Annotated in this window: 20 protein-coding genes; 13 read left to right on the forward strand and 7 right to left on the reverse strand. The window is 63.5% G+C overall.

Going from position 1 to position 23,412, the window contains the following annotated elements; genetic code table 11:
* Positions 1-82: 82 nt before the first annotated feature.
* From OCL88_RS04715 to OCL88_RS04725, 3 genes are all read right to left on the reverse strand, one after another.
* Positions 83-1,675: an ABC transporter substrate-binding protein gene (locus tag OCL88_RS04715; RefSeq protein ID WP_264961768.1), complete on the reverse strand. Its 1,593-nt coding sequence runs from the start codon at positions 1,673-1,675 to the stop codon at positions 83-85.
* 141 nt (positions 1,676-1,816) lie between these two features.
* Complete coding sequence (murJ, locus tag OCL88_RS04720; protein ID WP_264961769.1) at positions 1,817-3,835, reverse strand: murein biosynthesis integral membrane protein MurJ; 2,019 nt, start codon at positions 3,833-3,835, stop codon at positions 1,817-1,819.
* A 27-nt stretch (positions 3,836-3,862) separates the two neighbouring features.
* The gene (locus OCL88_RS04725; RefSeq protein WP_021473154.1) at positions 3,863-4,366 is read right to left on the reverse strand and encodes an NUDIX hydrolase; all 504 of its coding nucleotides are present in this window, start codon (positions 4,364-4,366) and stop codon (positions 3,863-3,865) included.
* A gap of 184 nt (positions 4,367-4,550) precedes the next feature.
* Between OCL88_RS04725 and OCL88_RS04730 the strand changes: the two genes are divergently transcribed.
* The 5 genes from OCL88_RS04730 to OCL88_RS04750 all read left to right on the forward strand — a co-directional run bounded on the left by OCL88_RS04730 (position 4,551) and on the right by OCL88_RS04750 (position 10,468).
* Entirely contained in the window at positions 4,551-6,017 is a 1,467-nt protein-coding gene (locus OCL88_RS04730; protein WP_021473153.1) for a CCA tRNA nucleotidyltransferase, read from the forward strand.
* A complete protein-coding gene (locus tag OCL88_RS04735; RefSeq protein WP_021473152.1) occupies positions 6,018-6,596 on the forward strand; it encodes a histidine phosphatase family protein in 579 nt (192 codons plus the stop codon).
* A gap of 588 nt (positions 6,597-7,184) precedes the next feature.
* Complete coding sequence (locus OCL88_RS04740; RefSeq protein ID WP_264961770.1) at positions 7,185-7,325, forward strand: hypothetical protein; 141 nt, start codon at positions 7,185-7,187, stop codon at positions 7,323-7,325.
* 214 nt (positions 7,326-7,539) lie between these two features.
* Positions 7,540-9,030 carry a glycosyltransferase family 87 protein gene (locus OCL88_RS04745; RefSeq protein WP_264961771.1) on the forward strand — a complete coding sequence of 497 codons (1,491 nt, stop codon included), beginning with the start codon at positions 7,540-7,542 and terminating at the stop codon, positions 9,028-9,030.
* Complete coding sequence (locus OCL88_RS04750; RefSeq protein WP_264961772.1) at positions 9,023-10,468, forward strand: phytoene desaturase family protein; 1,446 nt, start codon at positions 9,023-9,025, stop codon at positions 10,466-10,468. Before OCL88_RS04745 ends, OCL88_RS04750 begins: the two co-directional genes overlap by 8 nt.
* A 3-nt stretch (positions 10,469-10,471) precedes the next feature.
* Here the strand turns inward: OCL88_RS04750 and OCL88_RS04755 are convergent, their stop codons facing one another.
* On the reverse strand, positions 10,472-11,077 hold the full coding sequence (locus OCL88_RS04755) for an NAD(P)-dependent oxidoreductase (RefSeq protein ID WP_264961773.1): 606 nt from the start codon (positions 11,075-11,077) through the stop codon (positions 10,472-10,474).
* An 81-nt stretch (positions 11,078-11,158) separates the two neighbouring features.
* On the opposite strand from OCL88_RS04755, the gene OCL88_RS04760 reads away from it, so the two are divergent.
* Entirely contained in the window at positions 11,159-11,560 is a 402-nt protein-coding gene (locus OCL88_RS04760) for a winged helix-turn-helix transcriptional regulator (RefSeq protein ID WP_264961774.1), read from the forward strand.
* Here the strand turns inward: OCL88_RS04760 and OCL88_RS04765 are convergent.
* Positions 11,557-12,255 carry an ABC transporter ATP-binding protein gene (locus tag OCL88_RS04765; protein ID WP_264961775.1) on the reverse strand — a complete coding sequence of 233 codons (699 nt, stop codon included), beginning with the start codon at positions 12,253-12,255 and terminating at the stop codon, positions 11,557-11,559. The two genes, OCL88_RS04760 and OCL88_RS04765, sit on opposite strands and share 4 nt — an antisense overlap.
* Positions 12,256-12,281: 26 nt before the next feature.
* On the reverse strand, positions 12,282-13,355 hold the full coding sequence (locus OCL88_RS04770; RefSeq protein ID WP_264961776.1) for an ABC transporter permease: 1,074 nt from the start codon (positions 13,353-13,355) through the stop codon (positions 12,282-12,284).
* A gap of 194 nt (positions 13,356-13,549) precedes the next feature.
* Here OCL88_RS04770 and OCL88_RS04775 point away from each other — a divergent pair, with 194 nt between their 5' ends.
* From OCL88_RS04775 to OCL88_RS04805, 7 genes are all read left to right on the forward strand, one after another.
* The gene (locus OCL88_RS04775) at positions 13,550-14,836 is read left to right on the forward strand and encodes a sensor histidine kinase (RefSeq protein ID WP_264961777.1); all 1,287 of its coding nucleotides are present in this window, start codon (positions 13,550-13,552) and stop codon (positions 14,834-14,836) included.
* The gene (locus OCL88_RS04780) at positions 14,833-15,489 is read left to right on the forward strand and encodes a response regulator (RefSeq protein WP_021473143.1); all 657 of its coding nucleotides are present in this window, start codon (positions 14,833-14,835) and stop codon (positions 15,487-15,489) included. The genes OCL88_RS04775 and OCL88_RS04780 overlap by 4 nt, the downstream gene beginning before the upstream one ends.
* 68 nt (positions 15,490-15,557) lie before the next feature.
* On the forward strand, positions 15,558-17,546 hold the full coding sequence (locus OCL88_RS04785) for a penicillin-binding transpeptidase domain-containing protein (protein ID WP_166186236.1): 1,989 nt from the start codon (positions 15,558-15,560) through the stop codon (positions 17,544-17,546).
* A gap of 12 nt (positions 17,547-17,558) precedes the next feature.
* The gene (locus OCL88_RS04790; protein WP_264961778.1) at positions 17,559-18,818 is read left to right on the forward strand and encodes an FAD-dependent oxidoreductase; all 1,260 of its coding nucleotides are present in this window, start codon (positions 17,559-17,561) and stop codon (positions 18,816-18,818) included.
* A 97-nt stretch (positions 18,819-18,915) separates the two neighbouring features.
* Positions 18,916-20,598, forward strand: coding sequence for an ABC-F family ATP-binding cassette domain-containing protein (locus tag OCL88_RS04795; RefSeq protein ID WP_021473140.1), 1,683 nt, complete (start codon positions 18,916-18,918; stop codon positions 20,596-20,598).
* Positions 20,599-20,785: 187 nt separating this feature from the next.
* Positions 20,786-21,541, forward strand: a complete 756-nt coding sequence (locus OCL88_RS04800) for a DeoR/GlpR family DNA-binding transcription regulator (protein ID WP_264961779.1) — start codon at positions 20,786-20,788, stop codon at positions 21,539-21,541.
* Positions 21,538-22,737 (forward strand): MFS transporter, encoded by a 1,200-nt coding sequence (locus OCL88_RS04805; RefSeq protein ID WP_264961780.1) that lies wholly within the window; start codon positions 21,538-21,540, stop codon positions 22,735-22,737. Before OCL88_RS04800 ends, OCL88_RS04805 begins: the two co-directional genes overlap by 4 nt.
* Here the strand turns inward: OCL88_RS04805 and OCL88_RS04810 are convergent.
* The gene (locus tag OCL88_RS04810) at positions 22,673-23,377 is read right to left on the reverse strand and encodes a phosphatase PAP2 family protein (RefSeq protein ID WP_264961781.1); all 705 of its coding nucleotides are present in this window, start codon (positions 23,375-23,377) and stop codon (positions 22,673-22,675) included. The two genes, OCL88_RS04805 and OCL88_RS04810, sit on opposite strands and share 65 nt — an antisense overlap.
* Positions 23,378-23,412: the final 35 nt, after the last annotated feature.

Genomic DNA, 23,412 nt, shown 5'->3' on the forward strand with positions numbered 1-23,412 from the left:
AAGCGGTGACGGCAATGTAGGTAGCAGTAGGGGCCGTTCTGACGAATCAAAACGGCCCCTACTGCGACTTAGTTGGGCGGAGCTACTGGACGGTGACCTCAGCCAACCGCAATCCGTAGCCGAAGCGGGTCTTGGGGGCAGCCAGCTTGGGCAACGACTTGATGACCACAATGACGTACTGGGTCTGTGTCGGCGCCGCCAGTGGCATGGTCAGCTCAGGCGACGTGAAGCTGTTGGTGCCCACCAGCTTGGCGCCATCCATCGCGGGACGGTCGTTGGTGAAGACGCTGATGCTGCCGCCGGATCCGCCGAGCTGGTTAAGGACAACCGACTTAACCTCTGCCGGTTCCTTGAGCTTGATGACGAGCGGCATCTCCCCCGAGAGTCCGCCCCAGTCCGGGGTGGCAAATTCCATGTCAGACCAGTAGCTGGCAGCGTTGCCATCGAAGGCCTTGGGCAGATCCTTGTCGAACGTCGCTGCGAAGTCGAAAGTACCGAGGCGGGTGATCGAGTCAACGGCCGGCGGCGCCGAAGGAGCTGAGCTCTCGGTCGGTGTCGGTTCCTGGGACTGGGTGCCCGTAGCCGGCGGCTCGGTGGTGGTTTGGGCAGCCGTAGGCTGGGAGCTCGGCAGGAGACTGCCCAGATTCGTGACAGCCAGGACCAGACCAACAATGAGCACGGCAGCCAGGAGCCCACCTACCAGCCAGCGCAGCGACCGCGGCTCCTTGGCGGGCGCTTCGTCCTCGTAAACCTCGTCATCGTAGCCTTCGTCCACCACGGCGGCGGAAGCGGGGAAGCTACTTGCCGCACGGTCATATCCGGGGTCGGTGGTGTTTGAACCCGCAGTACCCCCGGCAGCGCCATAGTCTTCCTCGGACCACAGTGACACCTTCGGTTCAGCAGCCGGTTCGCGGGGAGGCTGGGGTGCGGACTGTGGCTTGCTCACAGGCGCAGGAGGCGGCGAAGAAACCGCCTGGGTCGGCGGCTCCGCGTCGTTACCCGCGGCTCCGTTCCCCGCAGCGCCAGCTGCCGTACCGGTGTCGTGGTTCTTGGTACCTGCCTGCTTCAGGGCAGCCGCAGCGGCTCCTGCTGCTCCCGCTCCGGCAGCCGCGGCAGCGATCTTGGCCCCAAAACCCTTTGCGGAACCCGGGCTGGCCTCAGGCCTCGGCGGAACTGCGGGCGCGACAGGAGCTTCTGCGTCACCCTCCCGGTGGATGGGGTAGCCATCGCGGTCATATTGGATGTATTCGGCCTCGTGCTCGTCGTCCTCGTAGAGGCCGTCATAGGTTTCGGGCTCGTAGGTACGGGACTGGCCGAAGATCTCGCTGCCGAGCGTCTCGGTAAAGAACGGTTCAACGTACGGCGGGTTGGTGGCGACCACCAGGTCCAGGAGATCCGGCGCCGTGCTGTGGTTGGTGATCAGATAGGTGGTGTTGTCACTGACGCCGAGGTCCAGGATCTGAACGTGCCCCGGGCGCTCCCCCGTAGCCACTTCCCGTGCGCTCTGGGCTACCTGCTCTGCGTTTCCCGGCCCGGCAACAAGAATGCTCACGGGACGGTTGAGAACCTGGTCGACGCCGTCGAGCACCAGATCTTGGTCATGCGAGGTCAATACGGTGGCTGTGACTTTATAGCGGCCGCCAAGCACTGATCCGACGTCGATCGGGTGGGACACGTGTTCCTCCTAGGCTGTCCGGGAGCTGCGGGTCCTGCAGGCGGCACGCCCACTGAGCCGGGCCGAACCGCTTTTGCAACTACCAATATTCGTTTCTAGCCTAGCCGATAGCCACCCGGCGCCCGTGTCGACGGCGCCGGTTTACTTGCTTCCTTGGTCCTCGGACGGGAAGTAGGGATTCTGCCCGGCCACCCCTTGGTAGGTCCTGCGGCCCGGGAGCGGCACCTGCGGACGGAACCGTCCGCCCTTTGCGGTGCTGGGCACGTCCTCGTCCGGAAGATACTCGGAGGCCCCCGGCACTTCAGGGTGCTGCTCAGCCGACTGTTGCGGTTCCACAGCCGGCCCGGCGCGGAAGGATGCGGCGTCGAACTCGCCCGAGATGCGTGGAATCAGGCCGGTATCGTCGGAAACCGTGGCGCGTGCCGGCGTCGTGCTTTCTTGTTCCTGGTCCCGTCCACCAGCACTGACGGGCACGCCGCGGCCGAAGCGTCCCAGGAGCGGCCGCATGAGGTCGCGCAGTTCGGTGACCCGGAAGGCCTTCAACAGCAAGAGGTAGGCAACCAACATGACAGGCCCGACGACGACCACCGTCACCACTGCGGCGGGGCGGCTGCTCCACGCAAAACCGTCGGCACGGTAGCTGCCCAGGAGCCACAGGGCCAAAGCGCCTGCCAGGGCCGATCCCAATCCCGCGTAACCCATGCGGATGTAGGAATTGGCAATGCGCGGACCGTCGAGGTGACCCAGCATGCGCCGGAGGAAGACGACGCTGATCACGACGGAAAGTATGTTGCCCAAGGTATATAGGACGGCGATCGCGTAGATGATCTGGCCGACGGGCAGGAACTGGATGACGAAGGCCCCCACCACGTAGACCACGGCCAGCAACAACTGGACGTAGAGGGGCGTGCGGGCGTCCTCGTTGGCATAGAAGACGCGCGACATCATGAAGTTCGCGCTCATGAACGGCGTGCTGAGCGCCAGGATAGTCAGGGTCTGCGCCAGCATGACGCCGTCCTGGGGTTCACCGCCGGAGAAGAACATGCCCAGCGGTCCGGCAAGCGCGAACAGCGCCAGCGCCCCGAAGACCGTAGCGACTGCCATGGTCCGAAGACCGTGGGAAAGGGCGTCACGCAGTTCGTCCTTGTTCCCGTCCTGGGACGCCCGGGTCATGCGGTTAAAGAGGACAGTAGCCAGTGACAGCGCGATGATGGAGTGCGGCAGCAGGTACAGCTGGCTGGCGACTTCAAGGATGGCGTTACCAGGAAGCGTGGAGGCCGCAGTGGTCTCCCCCGCATTGGCAAGGCGCAAACGCTCGGCGCCGGGGATGGTGGCCACCTTCATGACGTACAGGAAGGCCAACTGCCCGACGGCGGCGGTCAGCAGCGTCCAGACGCTCAACTTGGCGGCCTGGCCAAGTCCCACGCCACGCCAACCGAAGCGGGGCCTGAGGCCAAGCTTCAAGCGAAGGACAGGGATCATCAGGATGGCTGTTTGGGCCACGACGCCGATGGTGGAGAAGCCTGCCACGAGGAAAGTCTGCGTGGGGCCCCAGTTGTCCAGGGTGTGCGGATTGGTGGCGTTGGCGCCGAGGAGCCAGATGAACATCCCCAAGCCGGCGATGGCTACGAGGTTGTTGAGGATCGGCGCCCACATGGCAGGTCCGAAGGCGCCGTGCGCATTCAGTACCTGCGTCAGGAGTGCGTACAGGCCGTAGAAGAAGATCTGCGGCAGGCACCAGAACGCAAAAGTGACAGCCAGTGCCTTTTGTTGTTCCGAGTAGCCCTGGGTGGTGAGCTCGATGACCAGCGGCGCAGCCAATGTGACGAGCGCTGTGAGGGCGAGCAGGAGCAGAACCGCGAGGGTCAGGAGCCGGCTGAGGTAGTCCGCTCCGCGGTCGGGGGCCTTGCTGGCCTTGATGATCTGGGGAACCAGGACGGCGTTGAAGACACCGCCGGCTACCAGGAGGAAGATCAGGTTGGGCAGGTTGTTCGCGTTGATGAACGTGTCAGTGACCGTGGATCCGAGGCCCAGGGCGGCGGCCAGCATCCAGGTTTTGGCGAAGCCAAGGACCCGGGAGACCAAGGTTCCAGCCGCCATGATGGCGCTGGAACGGGCTTCACCGGATTGAACGGACTGGGTGGTTTTGGCTTCAGACATCGCCTTTATCGTCCCACGTCGAGGGGCTCAGAGGTGTTCCGGCAGCACTTCCCGTGCCAGATCGGCAATGCGTCGCTCATTGGGGAACGACAGTTTGCGTGCCAGTTCCTGGATGGGAACCCATGCTGCGTCCACCGCTTCCTGGTCCGGATCGTTCTCAATGGTCAGTTCCCCGCCCGTTGCCCGCAGGAGGAAGTGATGGACGGTCTTGTGGACGCGGTGGCCACTCACGGTGAACCAATAATCGATGCTTCCCAACGGGGCCAGGATGCTGCCCTCGATGCCGGTCTCCTCCGCGATCTCGCGGACAGCGGCTTCCTCATTGTTCTCCCGGCCCTCAGGGTGTCCCTTCGGCAGGCACCATTCAAGCCGGCCGCCCCTATTAAGGCGGGCGATAATCGCAACCCTCAGTTCGCCGTCGGACGTATCTACTACGACGCCACCGGCCGAAATTTCCTCAACGGTGGGAAGCGAGGCCTGGACCGGGTGCTGCGGGGCGGGCGCGACGTGCGCTCCGATTGCCGACGGCAACGGTGCGTTCGTCCTCCTGCCGGGAGCGCTCGGGATCGGGTTGGCCATGAAGTCCACTCTAACGACTCTTGCCCGGGAGTGATGACCGGGACATGGCCGCAAGATGGACTGGAAACGACGGCGGTTGCATTTGACGCCTGGTCTGGCCCAATGCGGCCCAAAAATCTGCCAAGCTTAAGGGACTATGGCGCACGTATTGGACAGCTCTTCTGTTAACTTCACCATCGATCCGGTGGTGCTCGACCTCGGGCAGCGCTTTGTCGATGCCGGATTCGAGCTGTCCTTGGTCGGTGGGCCTGTGCGTGACCTGTTCCTCGGCCGGACCTCCCCCGATCTCGACTTCACTACCGATGCAACGCCGGACCAGACCATCTCGGTCATCAAGAAGTGGGCAGATAACTTCTGGGAGATCGGACGGGCGTTCGGCACGATCGGGATGAGGAAGGACGGCTTCCAGATCGAGGTCACCACCTACCGCGCCGAGGCCTACGATCCCGACTCCCGCAAGCCCGTGGTGGCGTTCGGCAACTCGCTGACCGATGACCTCCTGCGCCGGGACTTCACTATCAACGCCATGGCCCTGCGGCTCCCGAGCCTGGAACTCGTGGATCCCTTTGGCGGCGTACGCGACCTGCACGCCTCCGAACTCTCCACCCCCGGCGCGCCGGAGGCCTCCTTCTCGGATGATCCGCTGAGGATGATGCGCGCTGCCCGCTTTGCATCCCAGCTGGGGGTATCCGTCCACGATGACGTCCGGCACGCCATGACCCACATGGCTGAACGGATCAAGATCATTTCCGCAGAACGGGTTCGCGATGAACTGGTCAAGCTCATCAACGGCGCCCATCCGCGGGTTGGCGTGGACTTGTTGGTAGACACGGGACTGGCCGAGTTCGTGCTCCCCGAGGTTTCCGCCTTGCGGCTTGAATCCGATGAGCACCACCGCCACAAGGACGTCTATCAGCACTCGCTGCAAGTCCTGGAGCAAGCAGCGGCCCTGGAAACGGACCGGGACGGAGCCGTGCCCGGTCCCGACTTCGTGCTGCGGTTTGCGGCCTTGATGCACGACGTCGGCAAGCCGGCTACGCGCCGCTTCGAACCCGGCGGCGCGGTGAGCTTCCGCCATCACGACGTAGTAGGTGCCAAGCTGACGGCCAAGCGGATGAAGGCCCTGCGGTTCGACAACGACACCATTAAAGCGGTGGCACGCCTGGTTGAACTCCATATGCGCTTCTACGGATACGGCGACGCCGGATGGACCGATTCCGCCGTCCGCCGCTACGTGACCGACGCCGGACCCCATTTGGAACGGCTCCACCGCCTGACCCGATCCGATGTCACCACGCGCAACCAGCGCAAGGCCGACCGTCTGGCCTTCGCGTACGACGACCTCGAGCAGCGGATAGCCGCCCTCTTGGAACAGGAATCCCTGGCTGCCATCCGTCCCGATCTTGACGGTGCACAAATCATGGCGCTCCTGGGACTCAAGCCCGGACCCGTGGTTGGGCGGGCTTACAAGTTCCTTCTTGAGGAACGCATGGAGCACGGGCCACTCGCTCCCGAGGAAGCCGAATCCAAGCTTCTGGCATGGTGGCAGGAACAGCCGGAGTCCGCCGTCGTCGAACCTTCAACCGAAACAGAGGAGTCCTAATTGAACGCGATCTCCCCGCGCCCGCAACTTTGGATCCTTCGCCATGGCGAGACTGAATGGTCCAAGAGCGGCCAATACACCGGGTTGACGGACCTTCCCCTGACGGTGGAGGGCGAGCAGCAGGCCGTCGAGGCGCGCAAGGTGTTGGAAGGCATCGACTTCGACCTGGTGCTCACGTCACCGTTGCGCCGCGCCCGGCGTACCGCGGAGTTGGCCGGCTTTCCGGACGCAGTTCACGAGCCCCTGGCCGTGGAGTGGAATTATGGGGATTACGAGGGCATCAGCTCCGACCTCATCCGCAAGGACAACCCGGACTACCTCATCTGGACCGACGGCGTGCCCAACGGGGAAACACTGGACGAGGTGGCTGCCCGGGCCGACAAAATCATCGGCAGGGTCCTTGAATCCGGAATGGACAATGTCCTGGTGGTTGCGCACGGCCACTTCTCCCGTATCCTGACCGCCCGTTGGCTGGAAATGGACGCCAAAGAAGGGCGGCATTTCCTGTTGGGAACCGCGAAGGTATGCACTCTTGGGTGGGACAAGCGGACACCGGCGATTATCCGCTGGGGCCTCTGAGGAAAGAATTTCCAAATAATTTTGGGAATTTCCCAATTCCTGCTGGCATTTATGTCGGTGCTGCTGTACCTTGAATCTTGTTCCCAGAGCGTCTTGCCGGGAACGCGGCGTGCTTTCCCGGGTTAGTCAGTCCGGTTGAAGGCCATGGCAGGTCGGCAACGGCCAGAAAAGGAGGTTGGGAAAATGATTACTTTGACTAGCGGATGGAAGATGACTTTCATTGCTGCCCCGGCCTCTGCTGTTGTCGCGCGCCGTCTTCGGAATCACCGGCACTAAAGATCTACCGGACCGGCGTTGACGCCGGCGGAGATTGGATCCTGTCCCTGCATCCCGGCGGACGGCAGTGCGTTGTTCCATGAGCGGAGCCCGGAAGCCGGGTACGCAGTTTTCCCATAGTTCAGAACCAGCTTCTTGTTGGGTGATTGCCGGCCTTTGCATGCAATTCCTCCGGCTCCTGAATTAGTCCGCTCTCCCCTTAAAACCATTTGGGATATTTACTGCCCAATGACGCCGGATTCTTTTGTGAATTCATAGGCTCTAATTGGCGTGCCCAAATACTGAACAAAACAATGAAAGGAGGTGAATCTGATGGCAAAACGCCCCGAAGACCTGCGAGTTCACGAGAGCAGCGATGCTCCCAAGAACCGCACCCTGTTCAACGGCCAGTTGCTGGATCAACACCGCGAAGACGTTTACGTGGTCCTGCACCAGCTGGGACTCATCCGCTGACACCGTTCAGCCACTGCAAAGGAGCTCCCATGGCGCACGCTCATGCCGAACCCAAGGAAGCCCACGCGGCTACGCGTGGGCTTCCCCCTTTTAAGGAAGCCTGTCCAGGAAGTGCCTGCCGGGCGCGGGGAAGTGACTGACGGACCGGCGTCGACCGATCGAAGCGTGGTCCCCGCGGTGACGCCCCCGCCCGGCCGGACTGTAAGCTCGACTCATGCAGGAGACGAAGCCGCACCAGCAGCGAAAACGTGCCCGCTTTGTGGTTCCCAGCCGCAATGATTCCCTGCTCCGCAACTTCACCGAAGTAGTTGGTGGACCCATGGGCCGCCACTCCGCCCCCGGCGAGGTCTCCCCTGGGCCGTTCACCGTTGAGCGGGTCCTTGTCATCCTGACCGTGGTCGCCGCCTTGATCGCTGTGGTGGCCAAAGACTATTGCCGCGTCAACGGCTGGGAAACACCTTCGCAGTTCTACGCCACCTGCTACTCCGACTTCCCTGAACTGTTCAAGAACCGCGGCCTCGGGGATGGCGTTTTTCCCTTCTTTACCCAAGGAAGCTTGTTTGAGTATCCGGTCCTGATGGGAATCATCGCGGGGCTCACTGCCCTGGTGGTTCCGGGCAATGGTCCAGGGCCGGAGCGCATCCTGGGGTACTTCGATGCCAACGCAACGCTGATCGTAGCCATCTGGATCGTCACTGTGTTGCTGACAGCGCGCATGAACAAACGGCGGCCTTGGGACGCCGCCATGGTGGCCGTGGCGCCCGGCATCATCCTGGCCGGGTTCATTAACTGGGATATGTGGGCGGTCGGACTACTTGCCTTGGCCATGTTCCTGTTCTCTCGGGACAAACCCGTCCTGGCGGGCATCTGCATCGGCGTGGGGACCGCCACCAAGCTCTATCCGGTCCTGATTCTCGGGGCGGTTTTGGTGCTCGCCATCCGGAGCGGGAAGCTGCGGACATTCTTCACCACCGCGGGTGCGGCGCTGGCCGCCTGGCTTGCGGTCAACCTTCCCATTGCCGCGATGAACCCGTCCGGGTGGCAGTACTTCTTTGAATTCACGCAGGACCGGCCGGCCGGCTATAGCTCTCCCTGGTTCGCCTACAACCTGGCGGCGGAGAGGCTGCAATGGACCCAGCTCACCGCCGCCACCATTAATTCCCTGGCGTTGAACCTGTTCATTGTTGCGTGTGTCCTGATCGGCGTGCTGGCGTTGACAGCCACCCGGCGGCCAAGGCTCGCCCAACTGGCCTTCCTGATCGTGGGTGCCTTCATCCTGACGAACAAGGTCTACTCCCCGCAGTTCGTCATCTGGCTTATTCCCCTCTTGGCACTGGCCAGGCCCCGCTGGCGTGACTTCCTGATCTGGCAGGCAGCAGAAGCCCTGCACTGGGGGGCCATCTGGATGTACCTCGGGCAGGCAACCAGTGGGGGCGCAGCCCAGCACAATATCGATATGTCCGCTTACGTCCTTGCCGTCATCCTGCACATGGCCGTGACTGCGTACTTGATGGCACGGGTCGTCATGGACGTCCTGGACCCGTCGCAGGATCCCCTGCGGACCCGCGGAGACGACGATCCCCACGGTGGTCCGTTCGACGGCGCCAAGGACTGGTTGCGGGTCAACCTTCGGCATCCGTCGCAATCGGTGCTCCCGTGGTCCCGCAAAGAACCCCGATCAGTGGAGGTGGGCAGCGATGGTTGATGTCGCCGTCGTAGGTTCCGGTCCCAACGGTCTTGCCGCTGCTGTGGTGATGGCCCGGGCCGGTTTGGACGTGCACGTCTACGAAGCGGGTGCCACGATCGGGGGTGGCACACGGACCTCCGAGCTGATCGAGCCGGGGCATTTCCATGATGTCTGCTCGGCGGTGCATCCGATGGCTGTTGCATCGCCGTTCTTCAAGGACTTCGAGCTTGCCAAACGCGTTGAGCTTGTGGTCCCTGAAGTGCAGCATGGTACGCCGCTGGATTCAGGAGGTGCCGCGGTGGCGTACCAATCGCTGGAGCGTACTGCGTTGGAACTCGGCAACGACGGTGCGGCCTACCGGCGCCTGCTTGAGCCGCTGCTGAACCGCGTGGAAGGAATAGTGGACTTTACGTCCTACCAGTTGCTGCGTGTGCCGCGCGATCCCCTGGCAGCTGTGCAGTTGGGACTCGCAACCTTGGATCAGGGATCGCCGCTCTGGAACCGGCGCTTCCGCGAGGACGCTGCACCGGCACTGCTGACGGGCGTCATGGCGCATGCAGTCTCGGCATTGCCCGCCCTGACCGCTACCGGTGCAGGCCTGATGCTGGCTGTGTTGGCCCACGCGGGTGGCTGGGTCATTCCGACGGGAGGGTCGGCTTCCATCGCACAGGCCATGGCCGATGACGTGCTGGCGCACGGCGGAACCATCCATACGGGACAGGCTGTGGAGTCGCTGGAGCAGGTGCGTCCGGCCCAGGCCATCCTTCTTGATGTGGCGGCGCCTGCGCTGCTTCGCCTGGGTGGATCCGAGGTGCCGGACAGGTACCGGCGTGCCTTGGAGGCATTCCGTTTCGGGAATGCCGCCTGCAAAGTGGACTTCATTCTTTCCGCACCCGTTCCTTGGCGCGATGCTGCCTTGGCGAAGGCAGGGACGGTCCACGTGGGCGGATCCAGGACCGCAATGGCTGAATCCGAGAACCTCGTGGCCATGGGGAAGCATCCGAGCGAACCCTACGTCCTGGCGTCCCAGCCTTCGCTGTTCGATTCATCGCGGGCACCCCGGGGAAAGCACATCCTGTGGACCTACTGCCACGTACCCAAGGGTTCCACCGTGGACATGGGTCAGGCCGTCATCTCCCGCATCGAACGCTACGCCCCCGGCTTCCGGGATGTGGTGGTGGCATCAAAGACCACGACGGCGGCGGAACTGGCCGACTACAACCGTAACTACGTGGGTGGGGACTTCAGTGCGGGGCAGATGGACCTGCCGGGACTCCTTCGGCGGCCCGTAGTCTCCCCCGTCCCGTGGCGCACTCCCCTTCCCGGGGTGTACCTGTGTTCCTCCTCCACGTCCCCGGGGCCGGGCGTCACCGGCATGCCCGGATACAACGCAGCAAAATATGCCCTTAAAGACATATTTAAGAAACGCGTACCCGGGCTTGGCCTGGTGTCCTGACGGTTAGTTTGCTGCGGTGAACCGGGTGCGGCGGTGGCGCGGCGACTCGATCTCGTCCAGCATCGCTACTGCGTAATCCTGCGAGGAGATGGACGCTCCGGCCGGTGTATCCTTGGCCACCTTGTATTCGCCCGTGCGTTCTCCCGGCTGGATCACCGGGGCGGGAGCAAGGACGGTCCAGTCGAGCTCTTCCGGTGCCTCACGGACTACCTCCAGTGCTTTCGCTGCGGTAGTGGCCTCGGCTTTGTAGGCTTCGGGGAACTCAGGAGAGTCGAGCAGGCGGACTCCGTTCACCTCTAGCGTGCCGGCACCGCCCACGATCATCAGGCGGGTGCCCTCGGCGTTGCTGTAGGCGGTGGACATGGCCTTGAGCCACTCGGCGTGGTCACCGCCGGTGCGGCTGGGGCCCGTCGCCAGCACAACGACGTCGTGGTCTTTGGCTACTGTGGAAAATGTCTGGCTGTCAGCTTGGTCGGCGGCCTTGGATGTGGCTCCTGGGACTTCAGTGCCACTGCGCGAGATGGCCGTGACGTCATGGCCACGGCTGAGGGACTCCTTGACGATTTCGCTGCCGACCATTCCGCTTGCGCCATATACTGCGATTTTCATAGCTCTCCTCGGTTGCTAAGCTGGTTATGAACCAAAAGTATCTTTCTGATACTGATAGCTTCAAAGGAACCTAGTTACCTCGTGGATACCTCCAAACTGCCGGCAAACGTCTTCGATCCCAACTGCCCGTCCCGGGTGATCCTCCAACGGATCGGGGACAAGTGGGCTTCGTTGGTCATCCAGGTCCTGGGCGACGGCCCGGTCCGTTTCTCCGAGTTGCGGAAGATAGTCAACGTGGTGACGCCCAAGGTGCTGACCCAGACACTTCGGACTTTGGAGAGGGACGGGCTGATCACCCGGACCATCCACGCCCAAGTGCCACCACGCGTGGATTACGAACTCACCGAGATGGGCGCCTCCCTCCTTGAACCGCTGAGGATGCTGCGGGAGTGGGCCGAGAGTCACGTTCCGGCCATCCTCGAAGCACGCGATGCCTATGACGAGGAGCAGGACAAAGCGGTGCTGGGCTCGGCAGGAGGCTAACTCAACTGCGTGGAAGGGATGCGTTCGCGGCTGAGGCGCCCGTCCCGCATCACGGCCACCGCATCGGTCAGCGGAAGGAACTCGGTGTCGTGGGTGACCATCACGGTCGCTGTTGCGAACTCGTCCGTAATTCTTCTGAGCAACCGGACGATCGACTCACTCCGCTGGTGGTCCAGCGCGGCGGTGGGTTCGTCGACAAGGAGGACGGAGGGGTTCCGCATGAGCGCCCGGGCAATGTTGACCCGTTGACGCTGCCCGCCGGAGAGCTGATGGGGACGCTTGTCCAGGACTGAACCGAGGCCAACCGTGTCCAGGAGCTCCCGCGCTTTGCGCTGTTCTCCTGCGCCGGCCTTTCCCCGCAGATGCTCGCGCATCAGCAACTGCTCGACGGCGGTCAGCGACGGCAGGAGGTTGGGTTGCTGGAAGACGATGCCAACCTTTTCACGCCGCAGCACGGTGCGTTGCGCCGGCGTGATTGCGGTGACATCTTCGCCGTCGATGATGACGACGCCATGCGTCGGCACGATGAGCGTGGAAGCGACGGCAAGCAGCGATGACTTCCCAGAGCCGGAAGGTCCAACCACGGAGAGGAACTCCCCCTGGGCAACAGTGAGGTCCACGTGGTCGAGTGCTCTAAGGGTGGAAGAACCGTCCGCGTACTCCAGCGAGACGTTGACAAGGCCAAGGGCTGACATTGGACATATACCTTTCGTGGAATGAATTAGTTGCCGCCGAGGGCAAGCAATGGATCGACCTTGGTGACGCGTCCAACGGCCAGGACCGCTCCGGCCAATCCCAGGACGACGATGCCCGTCACGGGAAGCAGAGTGGTCAACGGGGTAATCAGGAAGGGCGCAGCTTGTGCGGCAGCCGTACCGCCGATCAACCCCAGCAATCCGCCCGCACCAGCCCCGGCACACAGCACAATTGCGGCCTGGGCCAACGCATCACGCAGGACGTAACCGGTTGATCCTCCAAGAGCCCGGAGAACGGCGATGTCCCGGGTCCGCTGTACGGTCCACACGGTCAGGAAAGCCATGATCACCAATGCCGAGATGCCGTAAAGAAATGCCTGCATCAGCATGAGTGAGCCGTTTTCGCTCTTGTAGGAACCCAGGGCCTGCAAAGATCCCTGGACGTCGCTGCTGACCGTCCCGGCCGCCGCGTTGGCGCCTTGGATGTCCAAGGAGGTTCCGGCGTCGGACTTCACACCCAGGACGGTTGCCGTATCAGGTGCGGAGTGCGAAATGGTGCGCCAGTCGGACAGCGTGGTCCAGACGACCGGAGTGTGTGAGTACCACTGGTCCTCCACAACGTCTGATACCACGAGCGTGTTGCCGGCGAGGCGAACGCGGCTCCCCGGCTGTACGTTCAGTTCCTTGGCCACACTCTCGCTGACAACCGCTGTCCCGTCATCCACATCCACCAGGTCTCCGCCGAAAACTGCCACGTTGGCAGTGCCACTCGGCTCCCCGTTTCCGTTGACCGACTGGAAGCGGGTTTGGCTGATGCCGAGTTCGTGGACCGAGGAGACGCCCGGCCTTCCGCGCCACGACTGGAGCTGGTCACTGGACACTTCGGATTCCGTATAGGACAACGTGGGTTGGCTGCCTGCGGGCGCGCCGAACACGATCTGTTGCACAGGCAACGCGGCAATGGCCGATGTGGATTGGTTGCCCAGGCCGGCAGTCAACCCGGACAACATGACGAGCAGGAGCGTTATGAGGGCCACCACGCCGCCCATGAGAGCGAAGCGGCCTTTCGCGAAACGGATGTCGCGGATGGCAAGAAACATGTGATTCCTTCGTATTGGTCCGGGCCTGTCCCGGCACTCCCAACTTTTCCGTTTCACGCCCGCCATTCCATCGGGAACAGGGTTGAACGACGGGAATCGTTGGGTTGAAGGGCGAATCAACCGAAAGGTTGATTCGGGTGCGAATCCGCCACATTCCCCCGTTCCCGCCACGGCCCGAAGATACGCTGGAAGACGTGCAGCTCCAGGAACGCGATACCCCGACTACGGCGATTCTCCGCGTGCTTCGGGTGAGCCTTCACGTGGGCTTCGCGGTTCTGCTGCTGGTCGCCTTGGTCCGGCTGCTGGCAGGACCCGGCGTACCGCAGCTCGCCCTCACAGCCGGCTTGGCACTTTCCACTGTGCTTGTAGTCGTCTACTTGACCGGGACGGTCCTCGAAAAGCGCCACGCCAACTCAGCCGAAGCTTTTGATCCCTCGCCCTACGCAGGGTGGTGGCTTGGCGCCGTCATGCTTCTGTGGCTCCTGCTCCTGCTGGTGAGCGGCGACTTCGCCTGGGTTGCCTTCCCGCTGTTCTTCCTGCAGTTGCACCTCCTGCCTCGTTCCGCCGCGCTGCTGTCAATTGCGGCTACTACCGCGCTGTTGGTGGGTGCCCTCTGGTTCCACGGCCAGGGGACTGCCGACGGCGGGCTGCAGCCGGCCATGGTTCTGGGGCCGGTGTTCGGGGCCGGCTTCGCCGTGGTCACCGGGATGGCGTATCGGGCCCTGTTCCACGAGGCAGAAAGCCAACGGCGTGTGGCGGAAGAACTTAGGCGGACCCGCGCCGAACTCGCCCGGACCCAGCACGAGGCCGGCATGGTTGGTGAGAGGGAACGGCTGGCGCGCGAAATTCACGACACTTTGGCGCAGGGCTTCTCCAGCATTGTCCTCATGGGCCGATCAGCAGAGAAGGCCTTGACCGAGGGCAATGTAGACGTTGCCCGGGAGCGGCTCAGGACGGTTCAAGAGACGGCTTCCACCAACCTGGCCGAAGCCCGCAACTTCGTGCGGGGCCTTCGCTCCCCGGACCTCGCGGAGTCGGGGTTGGTGGACACTCTCCGGCGACTTTGCATGAAGACGGAGACTGAAGCCGCTGCCCGCGGAGCGGATCTTCGGTGCCGGTTCGAGTTGGTGGGTACGCCGGCAGAACTGCCCAACGCCTATCAGACCACCCTGCTCCGGGCCGCCCAGGCTTCCCTCGCAAACGTGTGGGCACACGCCCACGCCCGCTCCGCCGTCGTCACCTTGTCTTTCCTCGACGCGGATCCGGGCACGGAGGTGACACTGGACGTTTTCGACGATGGCGTAGGTTTCGACCCCACGACGGCGGCCGGTACGGCGCGCGGTGACGGAACCGGCGTCGGGCTTTCCGGCCTGCGGGAGCGGGTAACCGCACTCAACGGCAGCTTGGACGTTGAGTCGTCGCCGGGAGAAGGGACGGTGGTGGCCATCCGGCTGCCACTTCGAGGGAAGGATCCGGCATGAAGGACATAAGGGTCTTGTTGGTGGATGACCACCCGGTTGTCAGGGCAGGATTGCGCGCCATGCTGGCCGACTTCCCCGGGGTAGCCGTGGTGGCCGAAGCGGCTGATGGCGCCGCCGCGCTGGCTGAGTTGACCAGATTGAACACCCTGGGCGAACCCGTGCAGCTGGTGCTCATGGACCTGCAAATGGGTTCGGGAATGGACGGCGTCACTGCAACGGGAAAAATCAGGGCCGGCGAAGGCGGAAGTCCGCCGCCGCCTGTCCTCATCCTCACCACCTACGACACCGATGCGGACATCCTCGCCGCAGTGGAGGCGGGCGCAAGCGGCTACATGCTGAAGGACGCGCCACCCGAACAGATCCGGCAAGCCGTGCTGGCTGCCGCGTCGGGCGAAACCGCCTTGGCCCCGGAGGTTGCCGCCCGGCTCATGGGCCGCATCCGGAATCCTTCGCCGGCGCTGAGCGGCAGGGAAGTCGAACTGCTTGAACTGCTGGCCACAGGTATGAGCAACCGTGCCCTGGCGAAGCAACTGTTCATCTCCGAGGCCACGGTAAAAACCCACTTGGTGCACATCTACGCCAAGCTCGGAGTGGACAACCGGACAGCCGCAATCGCCGCCGCAACCAAGCAAAGGATCATCAGGGGCCAGTAGGCACGTGCGACCGTCCGATGTGTGGTCGGGACGGGAAACTGTCAGTGGAACCCGGCATAATGACGCAAATGGGGAAACTTAGGAATCTGGTCTTGGGACTCGCTGCGCTGATGATGGCCGGCTCTTTGACAGCCTGCGGCGATGGCCGTGAGGGTGCCGAGAACGCCGCCAAGCAGCTGGCTTCGTCGCTGGAAGCGCTCGACGTCGGTCAGCTCGCCGTTCAGGGCAAGGACGCCGCGGCGGCGAATGACGAACTTAAGGCGGTGTTCCAGGGCCTCGGTGCGAAACCTTCGGTCCAGTCCGGCGAGGTGAAGCTCGACGGAGACACCGCAACCGTCCCTTTGAATTACAGCTGGAACATCGGGTCCGCTCAATGGGAGTACAGCCTGGAGGCCTCCCTTAAGAAGGACGGGGACAAGTGGGCCGTTCAGTGGAACCCCGGGCTCCTGGCGCCTGAACTGACAGACGGAGAGACGTTGTCCGCCAAGACGGTTCCGGCCCAACGCGGCGGGATTCTGGGTGCCGGTGACACGCCGATCGTTGAGGACCGGCCGGTTTTCCGTGTAGGGATCGACAAAACCAAGGTTTCCGAGGACCAATCCGATGCCTCGGCCCGCGCCATGGCTGCCTTGCTCGGCTTGGACGTTGAAGAATATGCGAAGCAGGTTGCCGCTTCCGGACCGCAGGCGTTCGTTGAAGGAATCGTGCTCCGGGCCTACACGGCAGACATCACCGAGGCGAAGATCAAGGCAATCCCCGGCGGCGCGAGCATCGCCGATTCCATGGCGCTGGCACCGACGCGTACCTTCGCGCGGGCCCTGCTGGGCTCCGTGGGACAGGCCAGTGCCGAACAGATCGAGAAGTCGAACGGTGCTTTGCGGGCAGGCGACAGCACCGGGACCGGTGGCCTGCAGCAGAAGTACGACTCCCTTTTGCGCGGCAAGGACGGCGTGGAAGTGGTTGCTGCCGCCAAACCCGCAGCGGAAGGCGGGACCCCGGACACCAAAGTGCTCTTCTCGACCCCGGCTGAAGCCGGCACCACCCTCAAGACCACGCTGGACCTGAAACTCCAACAGCTGGCTGAAGAAACCCTCGCCAATATTGAACCGGCGTCCGCGATCGTTGCCCTCAGGCCTTCCACCGGGGCTGTGCTCGCGGCAGCGTCGGGTCCCGGCAGCAACGGTTACAACACGGCTTTCCTAGGCCAGTACGCGCCGGGTTCAACCTTTAAGATCGTGGACTCGCTGGCCATGTTCCGCAATGGTGCTACGCCGGATTCCAAGGTGGACTGCCCGCCGACAGTCACCGTGGACGGCCGCACCTTCAAGAATGCAGAGGGTTACCCGGAAAGTTCCTTGGGCTCGGTCGCCCTCCGGGATGCCTTTGCACACTCCTGCAACACGGCATTCATCAACGCCCGGGATACCGTCACCCAAGCCCAGCTGGAGTCGGCGGCAACCGCACTTGGTGTGGCGGTTGAGGCCCCCAAGCTGGGTGCGGACGCATTCCTTGGGTCCGTGCCCGGCGAAGCTGAAGGCACCGAACACGCGGCGTCCATGATCGGCCAGGGCAAGGTCCTGTTCTCACCCTTGGCGGCAGCGGTGATGGCCGCATCCGTGGGCAACGGAGCCCCGGTCTCGCCCCAGTTGGTGTTGAATGCAGACGCCGCTGATGCGGAAACCCGGAACCCCGACGCCGGTGCTGCGCCAGCGGAAGGCGGCACCGCGTCGCCGTCGTCGGCTTCCGCTACGGCAACCACAGCGCCGTCCCCGGCGTCCACCAACCCGATCACCAAGGAAGAAGCCGCTGGGCTCTCGGACATGATGCGGGCCGTGGTGACATCCGGGCACGCCGGGTTCCTGGCCCAGGTTCCGGGCGCGCCTGTGGGCGCGAAGACCGGAACGGCTGAGTTCGGCAACGAGGCTCCGCCGAAAACCCATGCATGGATTGTTGCTGTTCACGGAGATCTTGCGGTGGCAGTATTTGTCGAGGACGGCGGCTTGGGCGCGACCACCAGCGGACCCTTGCTGAAGTCATTCCTGACTGCGGCAGGCTAACGGGAGGCTGGCATGGAGAAACCCACTCAGTGCGCTGTGGTCGGCGGAGGTCCGGCCGGCATCGTGTTGGGTTTGCTCCTTGCAAGGGCCGGAGTCCACGTCACCGTGTTGGAGAAACACGCCGATTTCCTCCGGGACTTCCGCGGTGACACGGTGCACGCCTCCACCCTTCGCTTGCTCGATGAGTTGGGGCTGGGTGACGGGTTCCGGCAACTCCCGCAAAGCAGGATGGACAACTTCCGGCTCCCAGCCGGCTCCGGGGAGTTCGTGTTGGCGGATTTCGGGCTGCTGAAGGAGCCGTACAACTACGTGGCCATGGTGCCGCAATGGGACCTTTTGAACTTCCTGGTGGATGCCGCCCGGCAGGAACCCTGCTTCACGCTCATCATGAATGCCGAGGCGACGGACTTGCTGACGGATGGCTCCGGGGCGGTCACCGGGGTGCGCTACCGCATCAAGGATCCAATCACCGGTGGAACTTTGGAGACCCATGACCTGCAGGCTCCCCTGACGGTTGCCTGCGACGGCCGGGGATCGGTGCTGCGAGCAAAGTCGGGCCTGACCCCCAAGGAGTTCCCGGTCCCCTTCGATGTGTGGTGGTTCAGGCTCTCCCGCGACCCTGACGAAATAGAACGGATGGCCTCCATTTCCCCGCGCTTTGGCGACTCGGATGTCCTGCTCAGCCTGACCCGCAGGGATTACCACCAGATCGCCTATCTGGCAGCCAAGGGCTCGGACCCGGAGTTGCGGGCCGAAGGAGTGGACGCCTTCCGAAGCCGGATCGCGCGGTTGCGCCCGGACCTCTCCGACCGTGTGGGCGAGATCCTGTCCATGGACGATCTTCACCTGCTGGACGTGAAACTCAACCGGCTTGCCGCCTGGCACAAATCCGGTCTCCTCCTGATCGGCGACGCAGCCCATGCAATGTCCCCCGCGGGCGGGGTGGGAATCAACCTGGCAGTCCAGGATGCGGTGGCTGCCGCCAGGATCCTTGCGCCGGCGCTGTTGGATGGCAGTTTGGATGACCACACCCTCGCAGCGGTCCAGAAGAGGCGCTGGCTGCCCACAGAGATCGTGCAAACGTTCCAGCGACTCATGCACCGGGCCATCTTCAACCAGGTCATGGCGGGCAAGCAGCCGAAACCACCCAGAGTGCTGGTCTTCCTGAGCCGCAAGTTTCCGCTCTTCCGTAAGATCCCTGCGCGGATGTTGGCCTTTGGTCCGCTGCCCGAACACGCACCCGGCTTTGCTCGACGGAAGCCCGCCGCGTAGCCAGCCGTCCGCAGGGTTCGCTGCGCCGACGGTGCGGTGCGGCGCGTAGCCAGGCACCGCCGTCGAGCATTAACCCGTGCCGTGGGAAGATTGGGCGGTGGCCCATATTGACGTTTCCGGCATCGACTACTTCCTCTCCGACGGCACCCAGCTCCTGAACGGCGTGACCTTCAAGGTCCCTGATGGCACCAAAACGGCCCTGATCGGTCCCAACGGAACCGGCAAAACGACGCTCTTCAAGATCATCTCCGGCGATCTCACTCCCGACGAGGGCGTGGTGGGACGCTCCGGAAATATGGGCATCATGCGCCAGTTCGTGGGACAGGTGCGCGACGAGTCCACCGTCCGCGACCTCCTTGTCTCCACGGCCCAACCCAACCTCGCCGCAGCTGCCAAAGCGGTGGAGGAAGCCGAACTGGCGATGATGGAGCGGGACGACGAGCCCACCCAGATGAAGTACGCGCAGGCCATTGTGGATTGGGGCGACGCCGGTGGTTACGACGTCGAGACCGTGTGGGACGAAGTTTGCATGGCTGCTTTGGGGATCTCCTTCGACAAAGCCCAGTTCCGCCGCGCCTCAACCCTGTCCGGCGGCGAGCAGAAGCGGCTGGTGCTGGAGGCGTTGTTCGCCGGGCCGGATGAACTCCTGCTGCTTGACGAACCGGACAACTACCTGGACGTTCCGGGGAAGCGCTGGCTTGAGTCCAAGCTCAACGAATCCAAGAAGACTGTGCTCTTCATCAGCCACGACCGCGAGCTGCTCAACAACGCTGCAGGACGCATTGTGACGCTGGAACCAGGCATCAACGGTGCCAGCGCGTGGATCCACGGCGGTGGTTTCGCCTCCTACGTGGAAGCCAGGGCAGACCGGAACGCACGGTTCGAGGAACTGCGCAAGCGGTGGGACGAGGAGCACGTCAAGCTCAAGGAACTCGTCAACATGTACAAGAACAAGGCCGCCTTCCGCTCGGATATGGCCAATCGCTACCAGGCTGCGCAGACGCGCCTGGCCAAGTTCCTTGAGGCCGGGCCACCGGAAGCGTTGCCTATTGAGCAGAATGTGCGGATGCGGCTGAAAGGTGGGCGAACCGCCAAGCGTGCAGTGGTTGCGGAGAACCTGGAGCTGACCGGCCTTATGAAGCCGTTCTCCACGGAGATCTGGTTTGGCGACCGTGTAGGCGTGCTTGGCTCCAACGGATCAGGCAAGAGCCACTTCCTTCGTTTGCTTGCCACCGGCGGCACCGACCCGGAGCGCGAGCATCTGCCGGTGTCCGACGTCGTCATCGCCGAAGTCCCGCACGAGGGGACCGTGAAGCTGGGTGCCCGCATCCGCCCCGGGTTCTTCGCACAAACGCATGTCCGGCCGGACCTCCTTGGCCGCACCCTGCTGGAGATCCTGCACCGTGGCGACGAACACCGTTCGGGACTGCCCCGCGAAGCCGCCGCCGGTGCGCTGGATTCCTACGGCTTGGCCGGCCAGTCCGAACAAAAGTATGAGTCGCTCTCCGGAGGCCAGCAGGCGCGGTTCCAGATCCTGCTGCTGCAACTCTCCGGGGCTACCCTGCTGCTCCTCGATGAGCCGACCGACAACTTGGACCTGCACTCGGGCGAGGCCCTCGAGCGGGCTATTGACGCTTTCGAGGGGACTGTCCTGGCCGTGACCCACGACCGGTGGTTCGCGAAGTCGTTCGACCGCTTCCTGGTGTTCGGGTCCGATGGCAAGGTGTACGAATCCGAGGAACCGGTCTGGGACGAGAAGCGCGTGGACCGCGCCCGCTAGTCCGGTTCCTCTCCCACATCCCACCCCCTTTTGACCGATGCTCTTGCAGATACTGCAAGAGCATCGGCGGTTAAGGGGCGGGATGTGAGAGAAGGATCGTGGGGACGTGTCGGGATGTGATAGAGCATCGATGAGCAAATGATCACACTAGGTGATCATTTGCTCACTGAGCTGATAGCCTGAAGAAATGGGAACAGCCGACCGCCACCGCCTGATCGGTGAATTGCTAAGAACCCGCGAGGCTGTGACAGTCGATGAACTGATGGCCGAATGCGGTGCTTCCGGTGCAACGATCCGGCGCGACTTGGAGATCCTCGCCGCCAACGGAGTGCTTAAGCGCGTCCACGGAGGCGCGCGTAGCCTCCTCTTCAAGGGCGATAACCCCGGCTACGGCCAGCGGGAGTTGGAAGACCACCAGGGCAAAATCAGGATCGCGGCAGCCGTGGACGCCCTGCTCCAGGACCGCGAACACGTCTGGTTGGACAGCGGTTCGACGGCAACGGAAATTGCCCGCAGCATCGGAAAGCGCCAACTGACTGTCATGCCCATGTCCCTGCACAGTGTGGATGCTTTGGCCGGGGGACGTCCTGAGCTGATCCTGCCCGGAGGACGGCTGGTCCCCGGCGAGCTCTCCTTCCGCGGACCCATGGCTGAAGCCAACGTGCGGTCACTGCGTTTTGATACGGCCGTCATCACGCCGTGCGCGTTCAACCTCAAAGACGGACTCCTTGCCCACGACCTCGATGATGCGGCGGTGAAGCGGGCCGGCCTGGAATCAGCGTCGAGGGTGATAGTGGCAGGCTCCGGCAGCAAATGGAGGGCCAGCGCCCTTGCCTTGGTGGCTGCGATGGACTCAGCCGACGTACTGGTTACCGACGTGGAACCGGCCCCCGAAGATCATTCCTTGCTCAACGAACTCTCTGTGGAAGTTGTGATTGCATGACCACCAGCATCCGAACCGTCCCCAACGTGAACGCGGCCGCAATAGCCACGTTCTTCGTCTTCGGCATGAACGGGCTGGTCTTTGCCAGTTGGGCTGCCCGCATTCCGGCCGTCACCGAAGCGCTCAGCCTCACGTCCGGACAGATGGGCAGCCTCCTGCTCTGCACCGCGGTGGGTTCCCTCCTGGCGCTGCCAACGGCGGGCTGGGTTGTGGGACGGATCGGGACAGCCAACACGGTCCGGATGGCCGGCGTGGTGGCCGCGGCAGCCGGGGTAGGGATTGCCGCTGCCCTCATGGCGGCCTCTGTTCCGGTGATGGCCGTCTCGCTGTTCTTCTTCGGCATTGGCATCGGCCTGTGGGACGTCGCCCAAAACATCGAAGGCGCCGACGTCGAACACCGGCTCAGGCGCACCATCATGCCGCAGTTCCATGCCGCCTTCAGCGGCGGCGCGTTCGTTGGCGCGCTCATCGGTGCGGGCCTTTCACACCTTGGCGTGGGCCTGCCTGAGCATCTGCTGGTCATTGCAGGCATCGCATTGGTACTGGCGCTGACGGCGCCGCGCTACTTCCTGCCGCACGCGCCAGTTGTTGGAGCGTCCGACGGCGGCACTGACGGCAAGCGCGGACCTTCAGCCTGGCGGGACGGCAGGACGCTGCTCATCGGCGTCGTGGTCCTGGGGGCGACCCTGACGGAAGGCGCGGGCAACGACTGGATTGCCAAGGCAGCGGTCGATGGCCTGGGAACGTCGGAAGGGGGAGGCGCGCTGCTCTTTGCCCTGTTCGTTGCCGGCATGACCCTCATGCGTTTCCTCGGCGGCAAGGTGATCGACAAGTTCGGTCGGGTGGCCGTTCTCCGGGCAAGCATGGCTGCCGCTGCGGTCGGCTTGGTCCTGTTCGTCCTGGCGGACAATGTGGTTCTGGCTGGAGCCGGCGCAACCCTTTGGGGCGTCGGAGCCGCCCTGGCCTTCCCCATGGGGATGTCCGCTGCCGCCGACGACCCCAAACATGCTGCAGCCAGGGTTTCCGTCGTGTCGACTATCGGCTACGTAGCTTTCCTTGCGGGTCCTCCCCTGCTGGGTTACCTGGGCGACCACACAGGTATCCACAATGCGCTCCTGGCCATTGGAGCACCTATTCTGGTTGCCCTTCTGCTGGCTGGCGTCGCGAAGCCCTTGCCTGCCAAACAGGAGAAGTAACCGCAGATAGATTCTCCTGGATGCATATCTTCATGAAGGGGACCCATAGCAGCAGCGTCACGCCCACGCCCACGCATGCACCACCAAGGACATCGCTGAGCCAGTGGGCGGAGAGATAGGTTCGGCTGGCCATCATGACGAAGATTCCCGCGATGGCCAGAAGCTTGAACCACAGCTTGCCTGTGAGCAATACGAGGGTCATGAGAAAGACGGCCGTTGCGGATACATGCCCTGAAGGGTATGAACCAGTATCGGTCAGGACCTTTGCGCCTTCAGGGCGATCGCGCCCAACGACTGCTTTGGCGAGCTGGGTCACTCCCAACGCAATCAACGCCGCGAGGGCGGAGAAGAGGGCCATCTTCGGCCTGCGCCAGAGGAGCAACACCGCCACCAAGAGGACTTCCAGAATGAGCACGCCCACATAACCGAGCCAGTTCAGGAAGGCATTGACCTGGTCCCAGAACGGCGAATGAAGCGTGAAGATCAAGGCCTGCCACTGGGTGTCTACCCCGTTGAACGCCGGTTCGCCCTGCCCGGCGAGGATCAACAGTCCAGGCACCAGGAATGCCGTCAACAACAGCGCGGCAGGTGCAACGAGCAGCGAGCTTGGCCGGTGGCGGGGTTCCAATATGCGTGGCATGCCTTCATGGTAGCCAGAGCTTCCCGGGCATTCGG

The sequence above is a fragment of the Paenarthrobacter sp. PAE-2 genome, assembly GCF_026013155.1.
GTDB classification, from domain to species: Bacteria; Actinomycetota; Actinomycetes; order Actinomycetales; family Micrococcaceae; genus Arthrobacter; species Arthrobacter ureafaciens.